Origin of the sequence: Lutibacter oceani, assembly GCF_003384935.1 — a bacterium.
GTDB lineage: Bacteria > Bacteroidota > Bacteroidia > Flavobacteriales > Flavobacteriaceae > Lutibacter > Lutibacter oceani.
Genome location: NZ_QTTQ01000010.1, coordinates 757,597 through 773,922 on the forward strand (window position 1 = coordinate 757,597; position 16,326 = coordinate 773,922).

The window sequence follows — 16,326 nt, forward strand, 5'->3', positions numbered from 1 at the left end:
ATGGCAAAAGCAACTAAAAAACAAGCACTTGGAAGAGGTTTATCTGCCTTACTAAAAGATAATAGTTCAGATATTAATTCTGCAAATGACAAAAATGCAGATAAAGTTGTAGGTAGTATAATTGAAATAGAATTAGAATTAATTGATATAAATCCTTATCAACCAAGAAGTTATTTTAATGAAGAAGCTTTAAGAGAGTTAGCTAGTTCAATAAAAGAGTTAGGAGTTATTCAACCAATAACAGTTAGAAAGTTAGACGGTAATAAATTTCAATTAGTATCTGGTGAACGTAGATTTAGGGCTTCAAAATTAATTGGTAATAAAACAATACCTGCATATATTAGATTGGCAAACGATCAAGAAATGCTTGAGATGGCTTTGGTTGAAAATATTCAACGTAAAGATTTAGACCCAATTGAAGTTGCATTATCTTACCAACGTTTAATTGATGAAATTGATTTAACTCAAGAAGAAATGAGTCAAAGAGTTGGCAAAAAACGTTCAACAATTACCAATTATTTACGTTTGTTAAAACTTGATCCAATAATTCAAACAGGAATGCGTGACACTTTTATTTCAATGGGACATGGTAGAGCGCTTATTAATGTTGAAAATACAGAAGACCAACTTAGTATTTACGAAAAAATAGTTCAGCAAAAATTATCTGTAAGACAAACTGAACAACTTGTAAAACAATTTAAAAGTGGTGCTAATCCCGTACTAAAATCACCAGCAAAAAAAATTACAACGCCAAAATATGTAAACAAAGGATTAAAAACTTTTAGTGAATACTTTGGACATAAAATTGACGTTAAATTATCTGGAGATGACAAAGGAAAAATCATTATCCCTTTTCATTCTGAAGAAGATTTTAACCGTATAAAAAAATTACTTGAATAGTGTTTCAGAAAAAAAATTATATTTTAATAACAGTAATTTTATTTGCTACTTTTAAAAGTTTTTCACAAGAAGATTTAATAATAAAAGCACAAGATTCTACCTTTATGAGTCCTGTTGAATTTGATATGCTTTCTCCGGCAAAGGCTGCATTTTATTCTGCAATTTTACCAGGTTTAGGACAAGCATATAATAAAAAATACTGGAAAATTCCTTTAATTTATGGAGCTCTTGGAGGTGGTATTTATTTTTACGATTTTAATAATACACGCTATAATAGAGCCCGGACAGCTTTTAAATTAAGTCTTGATGGAAAACCACACGAATTTGATGGGGAAAATGGAAATATTTTTTTATCTGAAGATGCATTAATCCGTGCTCAAAAAACATACAAAAAAGATCGTGATTTATCTATTTTAGTAACTGTTGCCTTGTATGTTTTACAAGTGCTTGAAGCAAGTACTAATGCACATTTATTACAACATAACGTAGATGATAATTTAACTTTATCTCCACAAATAATTAAAGATGTTACTAATAATAAATCTGTTATGGTAGCATCACTAAATTTTAAATTTTAACAATGAAAATAGCGCTATTAGGTTATGGAAGAATGGGTAAAACAATTGAACAAATTGCTTTACAAAGAGGACATGAAGTTGTTTTAAAAGTAGATGAACACACTAAAAATTATGATATAAAAACTGCTGATATTGTCATAGATTTTAGTATACCCGCGGTAGCTTTTAACAATATTTCAAATTGTTTAAATAATAATGTTCCGGTTGTAAGCGGTACTACAGGATGGCTTGATAAATTTAATATTGCAGCTGAACTCTGCAAACAAAATAATGGTGCTTTTATATATGCTTCAAATTTTAGTTTGGGCGTAAATATCTTTTTTGAACTGAATGAATATTTAGCAAAAATGATGAGAAACTTAAATGAGTATCAAATTTCTATGGAAGAAATTCATCATACAAAAAAATTAGATGCTCCAAGTGGCACAGCAATTACTTTAGCAGAAGGTATTATTAAAAATTCTGACAAAAAAAGTTGGGCGTTAAATGTAACAAATAAAGAAACTGAAATACCAATAATTGCAAAACGTATAAATGATGTTCCTGGAACACATTCCGTTACATATAATTCATCTATAGATACAATTGACATTAAGCATACTGCTCATAGCAGAGATGGTTTTGCTTTGGGAGCAGTTGTTGCTGCAGAATGGTTAGTTGGAAAAACGGGAGTTTTTACAATGAAAGATGTTTTAGGTATTTAATAAAAAATTACTAATTATGACAATGATTCAATGGTTTATATTTTTTTTAATTGTTCAGATAATTCACTTTCTTGGAACTTGGAAACTATATAAAAAAGCTGGCAGAAAAACTTGGGAAGCAATTGTTCCTATTTACAATGCAGTAATCTTAATGAAAATAATAAACCGACCTGTTTGGTGGGTTGTTTTATTATTTATACCAATAATAAATTTACTAATGTTTCCAGTTGTTTGGGTAGAAACTATTAGAAGTTTTGGAAAGTATAAATCTTTAGATTCAATATTGGTAGTTTTAACTTTAGGTTTTTATATTTATTACTTAAACTATATTGAAAATGTTAATTATCTTGAAGACAGAAGTTTAAAATCGAGAACAGAATTAGGCGAATGGGTAAGTTCTATTGTATTTGCTATTGTTGCAGCTACCTTGGTGCATACCTATTTTATGCAACCTTATACAATACCAACATCTTCATTAGAAAAATCTTTACTGGTTGGAGATTTTCTATTTGTTAGTAAGTTTCATTATGGTGCAAGAACCCCTATGACAACTATTGCTGCTCCAATGGTACACGATTCCCTACCTTTTATTAAAGCAAAATCTTATTTAAACAAACCTCAATTACCGTATTTTAGAATTCCTGGTTTTCAAAAAATTAAGCGTAATGAAATTGTTGTTTTTAGTTGGCCAGTAGATACAGTTCGTTTCTTCTTTGATAAATCAAAAATTCATATAGATAAACCTATTGATAAAAAATCTAACTACGTAAAACGTTGTGTTGGTATTCCTGGTGATTCCTTAGAAATTAGAGATGGTTATATTTTTATAAATGGTAAGCAAACAGTTTTACCAGATCGAGCAAAACCACAATATATGCACAAAGTTGTTACTAATGGACAACAATTAAGTGCAGCAGCTTTAAAAAGATATGATATCACCGAAGGAAGATTAGAAGGTGACTATTATATTTTAAATTTAACCGATGAAAATGCAGCAAGGTTAAAAAATAATCCACTAGTTAAGAGTATTAGTAAAGAACTTACACCAAGTGGAAATTATAACTCTAGAGTATTTCCACATAACAAACAATACCCATGGTCTGATGATAACTATGGTCCAATTTACATTCCAGAAGCTGGAAAAACTGTTGAATTAAACTCAAAATCATTACCTTTTTATAAAAGAATTATTGAAGTTTATGAAAAAAATGATTTAACAATAAATGGTGATGAAATTTATATTAATGGAGAATTAGCAACAAGTTATACTTTTAAACAAGATTATTATTGGATGATGGGTGATAATCGCCATAATTCTGAAGATGCACGTTACTGGGGTTATGTTCCTTTTAACCATGTTGTTGGTAAGCCTGTTTTTATTTGGTTCAGTTGGGATACTAACGGACAAGGTCTGGCTGATAAAATAAGATGGGATCGTTTATTTACTACGGTGCATGGAAGTGGAAAACCTGTTTCTTATTTGTATTATTTTTTAGGAGTTTTAGTGCTTTGGTTTGGTTTTAGCACCTACCGAAAACGCAAAAAAGAGGAAGGGTAAATTATTAAAAGTCTTTTTATTTAAGGCTTTAAAGTCGTAATTATGATTTTAATTCAACCTACTTATTTTTCGCCTATAATTCAATATGTTGCAATTGCAAATTCAAAAGAAATTGTATTTGAAGTTGAAGATAATTTTCAAAAGCAAACCTATAGAAATCGCTGTTATATTTATACTGCTGAAGGAAAACAATTGCTAAACGTTCCAATTCAACACACAAAAGGAACTAAGCAAAAAACAAAAGATGTTAAAATTGATTATAAAGACAATTGGAATAAGCAGCACTTAAAAAGTTTAAAAACAGCTTATAATTCTTCACCTTTTTTTGAATATTATATTGATGATTTAATTCCTGTTTTTGAAAAAAAATACACGTTTTTATTAGATTTAAACCTAACATGTCATGAAATTATTATGGATGCTTTACAGTTAGAAGTTCCATTTACAAAAACTACGGAATTTTATAAAAATACTAATATAAATGACTTCCGACATTTAGCGATTGCAAAAGGAACACAAAACTACAATTTGTCAAGATATATTCAGGTTTTTGAGGAAAACCATGGTTTTATTCCAAACTTAAGCATCTTAGATTTAATTTTTATGGAAGGTCCGAATGCTTTAAATTATTTGGAAAGTCAAAAAGTAACATTTTAACCTTGGAAATTTTACGTTTTTTAACACATTATGGAATGCATTTTTTAATTCCAGGTATTATTGCTTATTTTTTTTTCAAAGATAACTGGAAAATGGTATGGCTAACTTTTATACTAACAATGTTTGTAGATATAGATCATTTAGTTGCCTCACCAATATTCGACTCGAATAGGTGTAGCATTAATTACCATTTACTTCACTCCTATTATGCCATATTTCTTTATTTTTTATTATTAATTCCATCTAAAACTAGAATCGTAGGCATAGGATTACTTTTTCATATGCTAACTGATTTTACTGATTGCTTTTGGTTGTAATTTTTTATGATTTGGAATCTTTTTTTACGATTTGATAATTAACAATAAATAATTAGTTTATAACTTTAATAAACTATTTAATACCCCATTTCATCTAAGTTTAATTCAAATTTAAACAATGATTAAGAAATGTTTATTACTACTTTTTGGAATTATATATATACTGGGTGCAGTATTTATGTTGTATTTTTTTAACAATTATAATTCTATTGAAATTCCAAAAAATTTACATCTAAAAAATGGTGATTTAATTTTACGTTGTGGAAAATCAACAGAAAGTTATGCTGTAATTTTGGCCGATTCAAAAACCGAATTTTCACACATTGGCATTATAAGTATAGAAAACCAAGTTCCATTTGTAATTCATGCTGTACCACATAAGAATCACCTTATAAAAAAAGATAAATTAAACGTTTTTTTAAGTTCAAAAAATGCATCAAAATATGCTGTTTACAGAGCAAATTTTAATGAAGAAGCAATGCAAAAAGTTACAATTGAAGCACAGCTTTTTTATGATAAAAAATGCACTTTTGATACTCATTTTAATTTAACAACAAACACAAAACTGTATTGTACCGAGCTAATTTTTAAAGCATTTAAAAATGCTGGAATCCCATTAAAAATACAACCAAAAGAATTTAATTACATCATTGGAAAACAACCAATTATACTTCCTTCCGAATTTACAAAAGCCCCTATTTTTAACAAAATTATTTAACTATTTAAAACAAATTTATTATGAAAAAATCAGCAATTTACTTAGTCATTTTAACAGTATTTTCATTTATTGGATTTTATTCTTGTAGTGGAACTAGCTCAAATTCACCTGGAAAAGCAGTGATTTCACTTTATGAAAAAATGAAAAGTCAAGATTTTGAAAAAGTTGCCAAAATGTATGTTACAAAAGACGGCGAACAATTATCTGAAGATGAAGCAAAAAAAATAGAAGGATTAATTGGAATGGGATCTAAAGAATATGAAAAAAAAGGTGGTTTAGATACAATTTCCATTGATGAAGAAAAAATTAATGAAGACGGATCATCTGCCAAAGTAGACTTTACAGTTCATTATAAAAATGGTGATACTGATAAAGAACATATGTCATTAATAAAGGTAAATGGCGATTGGTTTATACAAGTAACAAATTTTTAAAGTGATGAAAAAGTTTTTTTTATTCACAACATTTGTATTTTTTCTGTTTAATTTTAAAATAGCTGCTCAAGAATATACGACCATTGAAATTTTAAATCTTGAACCCGAAATTGCTAGAAATGCTATCAATCAAACTTTTAAAGATTTAAAATTACCACCTATGCATCTTTGGAAAAATGAAACCTCTACCGAAAGCAGTTTTTATACATACACCTCATTAATGGTGAAAAATAGGTTTGTTTTTAAAGTGGATGTTGAACAAAATAAATTAACTATCTCAATTATAAATAGGCAATATTACACCAATAATCATTGGGCTGATAGTCCATTACCAATGTCTAAAAAACAAGCTGCTAAAATTTTAGATCCCATAAAGATAAAAGTTTTAGCACTAACAAAAACAAGTTAAATACAAAATAAACCTCAGCAATGCTGGGGTTTGTTATTTTTAAATATGAAAACAAAAATAATAGCAACTATATTTCTTGTTCTATTAAATAACATTTCAAATAGTCAGGAAATAAAAAACACGAATTATATTTCAGGTGAAATTAAAGTTCCAATTATTGTAGATCAAATTCTTATTGAAGATCATTTTTTGGATGACAGAAGAGATTCTAATACAAGAAATGAAAATGTTTCATTTGACATTTATACACAATTAAATAATATTCCAATTTATTTTTACGGAAAACAAACTTTTAGAGGTAAGTATATTGAAGAAGTATATGATCTTATTACGGAAATAAATGTAACTGGATCCATAAATTCTGAAACCAATCTAGGCACTATTACAGTTCAACAAAAAGAAACTAAAAATGTAAAAGCCCACCCTATGAATGTATGCGATTATGATTATGAGTATAGTTTCAATTATGAATATATAGATTTAAAGGTAATTAAAGGTATTGAATTTGGCAATCAAAAAGATAAAAATGTATCCTATTTATTTAAACCGAATGAAAATACAAAATTAACAGTAAGCAATTATAAATATATTGAAGACACTAAATGCTCTAACCGAAATTACTCTAAAGAATTTGTTTTCAAAAACATAAAAGAAGAATATTTGAAAGAAAAATTAAATAGCCATTGGTCATATTTTACTTTTACAATACACTGGAATGGAAAAACTATTAAAGATTTAATAAAAGAGTCTATTTCTATAACTAAAATAAGAGATGAAGACCCAAATTGGGAACCACCTTCAACACCCTATTTAAGAGAAGGGATAAAAGCAGAACCCAATAGTATAGCAATTTATCCCACATCTATCAAAATTGTAAACGTAAATAATCCGAAATTTAAAGGCTTGGAGAAAGGCTTTCCTGCTTTACTTATTGCTGATTTAAGCAAAGTACCTAATTTAAAAGTTTTGGAACGTCAAAAAATAAATGAAATACTTCAAGAAATTGATTTAAGCGAATCGGGATTAGTTAAAGAAGATTCAAAAGTAGAAAATAATTTAATGAAAGAAGAAATGGCTGTGATAGTGAAATTAGAAATAGATGCTGGAAAATTAACATTTAATACTAAATTTTATGTTCAAAGTAAAAATAAGGAAATAACCTTAAGTACAGCTAACTTGCCGCTTAAAGAAATTTTTGGAATACAAAAATCTTTAACTAAATTAATTATAGAAGAGGCTAATAATCAATTTAATATGAATACAGATCCAGAAATAATATTTAGAAAATAATTGTTCAACTAAAAATCCCAGCAAAATTGCTGGGATTTTTAAATTTATTATCTCACTAATTTTTTATACTTAATTCGTTTTGGCATTAAATCTCCACCCAAACGTTTTTTCTTATTTTCTTCGTAATCTGAGAATGAACCTTCAAAGAAATATACCTGAGAATCTCCTTCAAAAGCCAAAATATGTGTACAAATTCTATCTAAAAACCAACGGTCGTGACTAATAACTACAGCACATCCAGCAAAATTTTCTAAACCTTCTTCCAAAGCACGTAATGTATTCACATCTAAATCATTGGTTGGCTCATCAAGTAATAACACGTTTCCTTCTTCACGCAAGGTCATAGCTAAATGCAAACGGTTACGTTCTCCACCAGATAAAGTTGCTACTTTTTTATTTTGATCACTTCCTGAAAAATTAAAACGACTTAAATACGCGCGAGAATTTACTTGTTTTCCTCCCATCATAATTAGTTCTTGTTCGTCAGAAAAGTTTTGCCAAATGGTTTTTTCCGGGTCTATATTAGAATGGCTTTGATCTACATATGCAATTTTTGCAGTTTCACCTACTATAAATTCCCCCTTGTCAGGCTCTAATTCATTCATAATCATTTTAAAAATAGTGGTTTTACCAGCTCCATTTGGACCAATAATTCCAACAATTCCTGCTTGAGGTAAATTAAAATTTAAATCTTCATATAATAATTTATCTCCAAATGCTTTTGAAACTCCTTTTGCTTCAATAACATTTGTTCCTAAACGAGGACCGTTTGGAATATAAATTTCCAATTTTTCATCTAATTGATTTTGATCCTGACTCATTAATTTGTCATAATTCTTCAAACGCGCTTTTTGTTTTGTTTGGCGCCCTTTTGCTCCCTGACGAACCCATTCCAACTCTCGTTCTAAAGTTTTTTGACGTTTAGATGCTTGTTTAGATTCTTGAGCCAAACGTTTCGATTTTTGATCTAACCAAGAAGAATAATTTCCTTTCCAAGGAATTCCTTCTCCTCGATCCAATTCTAAAATCCAACCAGCAACATTATCCAAGAAATACCTATCGTGAGTTACTGCAATTACGGTTCCTTTATATTGTTGTAAATGATGTTCTAACCAATGTACAGATTCTGCATCTAAATGGTTTGTTGGCTCATCTAACAATAAAACATCTGGTTCCTGCAATAACAATCTGCATAATGCTACTCTTCTTCGTTCACCACCAGATAAATGTTTAATTGGAGTATCGCCATCTGGAGTTCGCAAGGCATCCATAGCTATTTCCAATTTTGTGTCTAACTCCCAAGCATTTGCAGCATCAATTTTATCCTGTAGAATAGCCTGTTGAGCCATTAATTTATCCATTTTATCAGCATTAGAATACACTTCTTCTAAACCGAACATATCGTTTATTTTATTGTATTCATCTAAAATTGCTACTGTTTCTGCAACACCTTCTTTTACAATATCTATTACAGTTTTAGAATCATCTAATTGAGGCTCCTGGGATAAAAATCCAACTGAATAACCTGGCGCAAAAACAACATCACCTTGATAATTTTTTTCAATTCCAGCAATAATCTTCAACAAAGTAGATTTACCAGAACCATTTAAACCTAAAATTCCAATTTTAGCTCCGTAAAAAAAGCTTAAATAAATATCTTTTAAAACAGGTTTATTTGCTCCTTGATAGGTTTTACTTAAACCCGACATTGAAAAGATTACCTTCTTATCATCTGACATATTATATTATTTTTTAATGTTTATTGTAGTAGTTTTAATACTTGGTATTTGGTAGCCTGTATTAAGTAATTGAACTTTTCACTTTCTAACTCGAAATAAATGAGATTGACACAGTCGTATTTTCGATTTCATTTCAAACACTTTCTCGCAAAAACGTTGTAATTCAAACTTTATAACGAAGTCCTAAACCCTCCCTTTTAGAGCATTAAATACCCAAGCAATTGCAAAAAATCCAATTCCAACTGAAGCAAATCCCCAACCTGCAACATCATCATACCTAAATGCACCAAGTGCAATAAGTGCTAATCCAACTATTATCATTATTGCTGTAGCCCAAGCTAATACTGTATTTTTATTCATTTTCTATATTTAGTTTTTGTTAATTACCTTGAAAAGATATTTGTAGCTTACAAATATCGTAAAATAAAAATGAAAACCATAAAAAAACACCCATATACATATGAGTGTTTAAAATTTTATAGACAAAAAAAGTATTAAAACTTCATAGGTACTTCAATAAATAATAATTCTGTATTTTTAGTTGCAAATACCTCAAATTTATTAGTTTGTTCAATTCCAATTGCGTCTCTTTTATTTAAAATTGCATTTTGAATTAAAATCTCACCTTCAATAACCATAACATATACTCCATGATTTTCTGACTTTAATTTATAGTTAAATTTTGAGTTTTCACTTAAATCTATTCTTGAAATTTGAGCATCTTGGTGAATTTTTAAACTTCCATTATCCGCTTCATCAATTGAAGAAACCAACACTTGGAGTTTATTTTTACGAGCCGAAACTTCAAACTTTTTTTGATCATATCTTGGTTGAACTTGCTGTTTGTTAGGAATAATCCAAATTTGAAATAAATTTATAAATTCAGTCGGAGAATTATTCATTTCAGAATGTTGCACACCTGTACCTGCTGACATTATTTGTACTTCACCGGTTTGAATCGGAATACATTTATTACTCATAGAGTCCCTATGTTTTAATGAACCTTGTAATGGAATTGTAATTATTTCCATATTATCATGTGGATGCGTTCCAAACCCCATTCCAGCATCAATTATATCGTCATTTAAAACGCGTAACGCTCCAAAATTAACTTTTTCAGGATTGTAGTAATTGGAAAAACTAAATGAATAATTAGCTTTTAACCATCCATAATCTGCAGTTCCACGTTCGCTAGCTTTATATATTTTTGTTTTCATTTTATCGTAATTTATCTAATAAATTATTTAATTGTTTTGCTTCATCTTCAGAAATTTTATCCATAAAACTATGCATTTCATCAATTTTAATTTCATCTAATAGTTCTAAACCTTTTTTTGTAATTTTTACATATACAACACGCCTATCATTTTCACATCGTACCCGATCAATTAGATTTTTATCACATAATTTATCCATTAAACGTGTAGAATTTGGCGATTTTTGTATCATTCTATCTTTCACCGTTTTAACTGTGATTGCATCTTTTGCTCCTCGTAATATTCTTAAAATATTATATTGTTGTTCCGAAATATTAAAAGGTTTCAAAAGTGCATTTCCTATATTATCAAAATAATTAGCTGTAAACTTTATATTTAACAATGCTTTTATTCGTTCATTTGGAAATTTTGAATTTATATCTTTTGAAAAATCAGCCATAACTATATTACTTTTTGAAAATCTTCAACAAGCTTAAAATGATGCTTTTGCAAATCTTCATTAACTATTTTACCGTTTTTAAAATTATCATTAAAAAATGGAAATGACATACTTCCAACAATTTTTGCACCCATATATGGAAATCTCCCCAAAGCAATTTCAAGCATTGTAATTCCTCCGCGCTCTCCTGGTGCAGCTGTTAAAAGTAACATTGGCTTATCTCTCCAAACCTTACCATTTACTCGTGAAAGCCAGTCAAAAGCATTTTTAAATGCAGTAGAATATGCTCCATTATGTTCCGCTAAAGAAACCACAAAACCATCTGCAGCGTTAAATAATTTATTTAAAGTAACTAAATCTTCTGAAAAACCTTGCTCATTTTCAACATCAATTGAAAACATTGGCAAATTATAATCGTTTAAATCAATTTTAATCAATTCAACATTTTTCATTAATTCACCAGTATATTCAGCGAAAATTTTATTAATTGAATTTATACTATTACTACCTCCTATTGTAATTATTTTCTTCATTGTTTTATTTTTTTAGTTCTAAATATTTGGCAAATATATATAAAATAATTTTATTTACCTAGGTAGTTATTGTTTAGGTATATATTTAACATTAATTAACATTCATTTTGTACTTTAGCATAGATTAAATTAAAAGTAAAATGGATATCAACTTCAATAAAAACGAAGATTTTAATAAGCTACAAATAGCATCATTAAGAAAAAAACTATTAAAAGTTTATAAAGGTGGTGGAGATTCTAAAATTGAAAAACATAAAGCAAAAGGGAAACTAACTGCCAGAGAACGTATTGATTACCTTTTTGATAAAAAAAGTAAGTCGATTGAAATTGGCGCTTTGGCTGGAGATGAAATGTATAAAGAACATGATGGCTGTCCTTCTGGTGGAGTTGTTGTTAAAATTGGATATATTTCAAAAAAGCAATGTATTGTAGTTGCAAATGACGCAACTGTAAAAGCTGGAGCATGGTTTCCAATTACTGGTAAAAAGAATTTAAGAGCTCAAGAAATTGCTATAGAAAATAAATTACCAATAATTTATTTGGTTGATAGTGCCGGAGTGTATTTACCAATGCAAGATGAAATTTTTCCTGATAAAGAACATTTTGGTCGTATTTTTAGAAACAATGCAGTAATGAGTAGTATGGGAATTACTCAAATTTCTGCAATTATGGGAAGTTGTGTTGCAGGTGGAGCATATTTACCTATTATGAGCGACGAAGCAATGATTGTAGATAAAACTGGTAGTATATTTTTGGCAGGTAGTTATTTAGTAAAAGCAGCAATAGGTGAAAGTATTGATAACGAAACCTTAGGTGGAGCAACTACACATTGCGAAATTAGTGGTGTTACCGATTATAAAGCTGAAGATGATTTTGATGCTTTAAATAAAATTAAAAAAATTATTGATAAAATTGGTGATTATGATAAAGCTGGTTTTAACAGAGCTGAACCTAAACAACCAACTGAAAATCCTGAAGAAATATTAGGAATTTTACCAAAAAACAGAACAGATCAATATGAAATACGTGGCATAATTGAACGTATTGTTGATAATTCTGAATTTGAAGAATATAAAAAAGACTATGGAAAAACCATCGTTTGTGCCTATGCACGTATTGATGGATGGGCTGTTGGTATTGTTGCCAATCAGCGTAAAGTAGTTAAAAATGGAAAAAAAGAAATGCAGTTTGGTGGGGTTATTTACTCCGATTCTGCCGATAAAGCAACTCGCTTTATAGCCAATTGTAATCAGAAAAAAATACCATTGGTTTTTTTACAAGACGTTACCGGTTTTATGGTTGGTAGTAAAAGTGAACATGGGGGTATTATAAAAGATGGTGCTAAAATGGTAAATGCTGTTAGCAATTCAGTAGTACCAAAATTTACCATTATTATTGGAAATTCTTATGGTGCAGGAAATTACGCAATGTGCGGAAAAGCTTATGACCCAAGATTAATTGTAGCCTGGCCTTCGGCAAGATTGGCTGTAATGGGTGGTGAGCAAGCTGCAAAAGTATTGTTACAAATTGAAACTGCTTCATTTAAAAAACAAGGTGAAAAAATTTCACAAGAAAAAGAGCAAGAAATATTAGAATCTATTAAAAAAAGATACGATGCACAAACCTCACCTTATTATGCAGCTGCACATTTATGGACAGATGCAATTATTAACCCTTTAGACACAAGAAAATGGATAAGTATTGGAATTGAAGCTGCTAACCACGCCCCTATTGAAAAGCAATTTAATTTAGGTGTTATTCAGGTTTAATACAAGCATCTTTTTTATACTTATAAATTAAATATTTTCTAATTTGTAGTACCTGAAGCCCAGTTAACAGCTTCAATAATATGTTTTTCATATAACGGGTTGTCAAAAATATCGTTCGTATGCCCCATACCGGTATAAAAAACTCTACCTCCATCATAAAAATGATACCAAGCTATAGGATGTTTATTATTCATTGTACCACCATCATAAGAATTCTCATCTAAACTCATTAAAACATTGACGTGTGACAAAACCGGAGCATTAAAATTATACCATTCATCAACAACCTTAAAAGTGGTGTTAAAATGTTTTATTGAAGGATGTTTTGAAGTATGATTAACGTGTAAAGTTGCTTGTTGTATTTTTGGGTGACTTTTAAATTGAGCACCTATCATTTGATAGTACCAAGGCCAATTGTATTCGGTATCGCTCGCCGAATGAATACCAACAAAACCACCACCTTTATTTATATATTTTTTAATTGCCTTTTTAGAAGATTCATCTAAAATATCACCGGTTGTACTTAAAAACACCAAGACATCTGTAAATGCTAAATTTTCATCTGAAAAAAAAGAGGTTTCTTCAGAAAATACAATATCCCAATTTGAAGTTTTGGCCCATTTTTTAAAATGTGCTATACCTGTTTCTATAGATTCATGTCTAAAACCTGCTGTTTTAGAAAACACAGCAACGTTTATATTTTTTTGAGCGTACAATTCAGAAAAAGTAACGATTAAAATACAGATTGTTAAAATTATTTTTTTCATTATACCTTTTTATTATTGAAATATACACAAAATAAATTGTTATGAAATCAAAGTTTAAAATCAACTTCAAAAAATTGGAAAAAAGTGTGGTTATATTTACATTTGCAACACTTAAAATATATGTAAATTATGGGAAGAGCGTTTGAATTTAGAAAAGCACGAAAAATGAAGCGTTGGTCTGCAATGGCAAAAACATTTACCCGAATTGGTAAAGATATTGTAATGGCCGTTAAAGAAGGCGGTCCAAATACTGAAACCAATGCACGTTTAAGAGCTGTAATTCAAAATGCGAAGGCTGCAAATATGCCTAAAGACAATGTTGAACGCGCCATAAAAAAAGCGAGCGATAAAGATACTGCTAATTATAAAGAAGTGTTATTTGAAGGATATGCTCCACACGGTGTAGCAGTAGTTGTTGAAACTGCAACCGACAATAATAACAGGTCTGTTGCCAATGTAAGAGCTGCTTTTAACAAATGTGATGGAAATATGGGAACTTCAGGCTCTGTTGTTTTTATGTTTGACCATACTTGTAATTTTAGAGTAAAAACTGAAGACTTAAAAATGGATTTGGAAGAGTTTGAATTAGAATTGATTGATTTTGAAGTTGAAGAAGTTTTTGAAGATGAAGATGGTATTTTAATTTATGCACCTTTTGAACAATTTGGCGCTATTCAAAAATATTTGGAAGAAAATAATTTAGAAATCCTTTCGTCAGGTTTTGAACGCATACCAACAACAACAGTTAAGTTAAATGAAGAACAACAAGCTGATGTTGAAAAATTATTAGAACGTTTGGAAGAAGATGATGATGTGCAAAACGTATATCATAGTATGGAAATGTAATTAATTATGTTATTAGCTGGTAAAAAGACTTCTGAATTAAAATTTGAAACACCAAAGGAAATTTTATGCCCAAACTGTAATGAAAAAAATACAACTAAAGTTTCTATAATTGGAACTTACAAGCATATATTTCAAATTCCATTTATTTCTGGAGGTAAATCTGGAAAATCAGTTTGTAAAAATTGTAACCATTCTTATAATTTAAAAAAAATGCCTAATACTATAAAATTAGCATATTATGAATTAAAAGAGACGACTAAAACACCTATTTGGTTTTATGCTGGATTAATTGGAATTAAAACTTTAGTTCTTATTAAAATTTTTAGTCGATACTTTTAATCATCTTCAATGTTTCAATTCTATTAATTTTTTGAGTGGGAGTATCCATAAATTTAGGAAGAAAATAGATTTCTCTAGGTTTTTCAAATTTTGTGAGTGATTTTAAATTACTCACTTCGTTCAGAACAAGATTATTGTTATTTCCTTCAACAACTAAAACTAATTGTTCACCCAAAATTGGATCAAACATTCCTGCAACAAAAAACCGATTATTAATTATTTCTGACAATTTTTCTTCTATTTTTTCAGGAATTAATTTTATTCCTCCAGAATTAATAATGTTATCAAACCTACCCAACCATTTAAATTCAGATTCTGAAATAAGCTCAACCAAATCATTTGTTGCGATAATTTCATTAGCTATTTTTGGCGCATTTATTACTAAACAACCTCTGTTATCTGTTGAAATTTTAATATTTGGAAGTGTTTTATAATGAGATGCTGAAACAAGTTCAGCATGACGAAAATTAACGCCATTCTCAGCTTGGCTGGGAATCTTAATTTTTGCATCTAAACAAAAATCAAAATTATTCAATTTTTTAATTGCAATATGTGTCACTGTTTCTGTCATACCATACGTTGCAAAAATTTCGGTTTTTATATCTTGAATTTTAGCCCATAATTCACTAGAAACTACGCCTCCTCCAATTATTATTTTTTTTACCTTTTGTAAATCTACTAATGAACTATTAACCTGTAAAGGAACCATTGCTGAAAAATCATATTCTTTTTCAGTATTTTTTAATGGTGATGCTGTTGGATCTACAACATCTAAATGCCAACCCAATGTTAACGCTCTCACTAACATCATTTTACCTGCAATAAAATTAACCGACATACATAACAAAGCTTTTGTACAATCATATAGTTCAAAAAAATCACCTGTAGCTTTTGCACTATTTATCATGTGCTCTTTTTGAAGCTGAATTATTTTAGGTACACCCGTAGAACCAGAAGTTTTAACTTTAATAAAGTTATTATTATTAAACCATTCCATTAGAAATGAATGCATTTCAATAGAAATTGTTCCTGAAAAATCAATCAAATCCCCTACTTTAGAAAATGATTTTCCCTGTAATTTAAATGTTTTATGAATTTTATTTTCCACTTTC

20 protein-coding genes are annotated in these 16,326 nt (G+C 29.0%); 13 read left to right on the forward strand and 7 right to left on the reverse strand.

Annotation, left to right across the window (positions count from 1 at the left end; all coding sequences use genetic code 11):
* The 10 genes from BX611_RS08805 to BX611_RS08850 all read left to right on the forward strand — a co-directional run bounded on the left by BX611_RS08805 (nt 1) and on the right by BX611_RS08850 (nt 7,565).
* On the forward strand, nt 1-900 hold the full coding sequence (locus BX611_RS08805; protein ID WP_115880247.1) for a ParB/RepB/Spo0J family partition protein: 900 nt from the start codon (nt 1-3) through the stop codon (nt 898-900).
* Nucleotides 900-1,478 (forward strand): DUF5683 domain-containing protein, encoded by a 579-nt coding sequence (locus BX611_RS08810; RefSeq protein ID WP_115880249.1) that lies wholly within the window; start codon nt 900-902, stop codon nt 1,476-1,478. The genes BX611_RS08805 and BX611_RS08810 overlap by 1 nt, the downstream gene beginning before the upstream one ends.
* 2 nt (nt 1,479-1,480) lie before the next feature.
* Nucleotides 1,481-2,182: a 4-hydroxy-tetrahydrodipicolinate reductase gene (dapB, locus tag BX611_RS08815; protein ID WP_115880251.1), complete on the forward strand. Its 702-nt coding sequence runs from the start codon at nt 1,481-1,483 to the stop codon at nt 2,180-2,182.
* A 16-nt stretch (nt 2,183-2,198) separates the two neighbouring features.
* A complete protein-coding gene (gene lepB / locus BX611_RS08820) occupies nt 2,199-3,740 on the forward strand; it encodes a signal peptidase I (RefSeq protein WP_115880253.1) in 1,542 nt (513 codons plus the stop codon).
* A gap of 42 nt (nt 3,741-3,782) precedes the next feature.
* On the forward strand, nt 3,783-4,397 hold the full coding sequence (locus BX611_RS08825) for a WbqC family protein (RefSeq protein WP_115880255.1): 615 nt from the start codon (nt 3,783-3,785) through the stop codon (nt 4,395-4,397).
* A 2-nt stretch (nt 4,398-4,399) separates the two neighbouring features.
* Nucleotides 4,400-4,714, forward strand: a complete 315-nt coding sequence (locus BX611_RS15110; RefSeq protein WP_317047888.1) for a DUF6122 family protein — start codon at nt 4,400-4,402, stop codon at nt 4,712-4,714.
* 118 nt (nt 4,715-4,832) lie between these two features.
* Nucleotides 4,833-5,432 (forward strand): YiiX/YebB-like N1pC/P60 family cysteine hydrolase, encoded by a 600-nt coding sequence (locus BX611_RS08835; RefSeq protein ID WP_115880257.1) that lies wholly within the window; start codon nt 4,833-4,835, stop codon nt 5,430-5,432.
* Nucleotides 5,433-5,452: 20 nt separating this feature from the next.
* Nucleotides 5,453-5,866: a DUF4878 domain-containing protein gene (locus BX611_RS08840; RefSeq protein ID WP_115880259.1), complete on the forward strand. Its 414-nt coding sequence runs from the start codon at nt 5,453-5,455 to the stop codon at nt 5,864-5,866.
* 4 nt (nt 5,867-5,870) lie between these two features.
* On the forward strand, nt 5,871-6,275 hold the full coding sequence (locus BX611_RS08845) for a hypothetical protein (protein WP_115880261.1): 405 nt from the start codon (nt 5,871-5,873) through the stop codon (nt 6,273-6,275).
* 45 nt (nt 6,276-6,320) lie between these two features.
* The gene (locus tag BX611_RS08850) at nt 6,321-7,565 is read left to right on the forward strand and encodes a CsgG/HfaB family protein (RefSeq protein WP_115880263.1); all 1,245 of its coding nucleotides are present in this window, start codon (nt 6,321-6,323) and stop codon (nt 7,563-7,565) included.
* A gap of 47 nt (nt 7,566-7,612) precedes the next feature.
* Here BX611_RS08850 and ettA read toward each other — a convergent pair whose 3' ends face one another.
* From ettA to BX611_RS08870, 5 genes are all read right to left on the reverse strand, one after another.
* Nucleotides 7,613-9,304 (reverse strand): energy-dependent translational throttle protein EttA, encoded by a 1,692-nt coding sequence (ettA, locus tag BX611_RS08855; protein WP_115880265.1) that lies wholly within the window; start codon nt 9,302-9,304, stop codon nt 7,613-7,615.
* A gap of 183 nt (nt 9,305-9,487) precedes the next feature.
* Entirely contained in the window at nt 9,488-9,664 is a 177-nt protein-coding gene (locus BX611_RS15040; protein WP_090123957.1) for a CAL67264 family membrane protein, read from the reverse strand.
* Nucleotides 9,665-9,798: 134 nt separating this feature from the next.
* A complete protein-coding gene (locus BX611_RS08860) occupies nt 9,799-10,521 on the reverse strand; it encodes a pirin family protein (RefSeq protein ID WP_115880267.1) in 723 nt (240 codons plus the stop codon).
* Nucleotide 10,522: 1 nt separating this feature from the next.
* Nucleotides 10,523-10,960 (reverse strand): MarR family winged helix-turn-helix transcriptional regulator, encoded by a 438-nt coding sequence (locus BX611_RS08865; protein WP_115880268.1) that lies wholly within the window; start codon nt 10,958-10,960, stop codon nt 10,523-10,525.
* A 2-nt stretch (nt 10,961-10,962) separates the two neighbouring features.
* Nucleotides 10,963-11,493, reverse strand: coding sequence for an NADPH-dependent FMN reductase (locus BX611_RS08870; RefSeq protein ID WP_115880270.1), 531 nt, complete (start codon nt 11,491-11,493; stop codon nt 10,963-10,965).
* Between the two features lie 140 nt (nt 11,494-11,633).
* Here BX611_RS08870 and BX611_RS08875 point away from each other — a divergent pair, with 140 nt between their 5' ends.
* A complete protein-coding gene (locus BX611_RS08875; protein WP_115880272.1) occupies nt 11,634-13,262 on the forward strand; it encodes an acyl-CoA carboxylase subunit beta in 1,629 nt (542 codons plus the stop codon).
* A gap of 38 nt (nt 13,263-13,300) precedes the next feature.
* On the opposite strand, the gene BX611_RS08880 is transcribed toward BX611_RS08875, so the two are convergent.
* Nucleotides 13,301-14,029: a ThuA domain-containing protein gene (locus BX611_RS08880; protein WP_115880274.1), complete on the reverse strand. Its 729-nt coding sequence runs from the start codon at nt 14,027-14,029 to the stop codon at nt 13,301-13,303.
* A 129-nt stretch (nt 14,030-14,158) separates the two neighbouring features.
* On the opposite strand from BX611_RS08880, the gene BX611_RS08885 reads away from it, so the two are divergent.
* On the forward strand, nt 14,159-14,875 hold the full coding sequence (locus tag BX611_RS08885; protein WP_115880276.1) for a YebC/PmpR family DNA-binding transcriptional regulator: 717 nt from the start codon (nt 14,159-14,161) through the stop codon (nt 14,873-14,875).
* A 6-nt stretch (nt 14,876-14,881) separates the two neighbouring features.
* Nucleotides 14,882-15,214: a hypothetical protein gene (locus BX611_RS08890; RefSeq protein ID WP_115880278.1), complete on the forward strand. Its 333-nt coding sequence runs from the start codon at nt 14,882-14,884 to the stop codon at nt 15,212-15,214.
* Here BX611_RS08890 and BX611_RS08895 read toward each other — a convergent pair.
* Nucleotides 15,198-16,322 carry an AMP-binding protein gene (locus BX611_RS08895; RefSeq protein ID WP_115880280.1) on the reverse strand — a complete coding sequence of 375 codons (1,125 nt, stop codon included), beginning with the start codon at nt 16,320-16,322 and terminating at the stop codon, nt 15,198-15,200. The two genes, BX611_RS08890 and BX611_RS08895, sit on opposite strands and share 17 nt — an antisense overlap.
* Nucleotides 16,323-16,326: the final 4 nt, after the last annotated feature.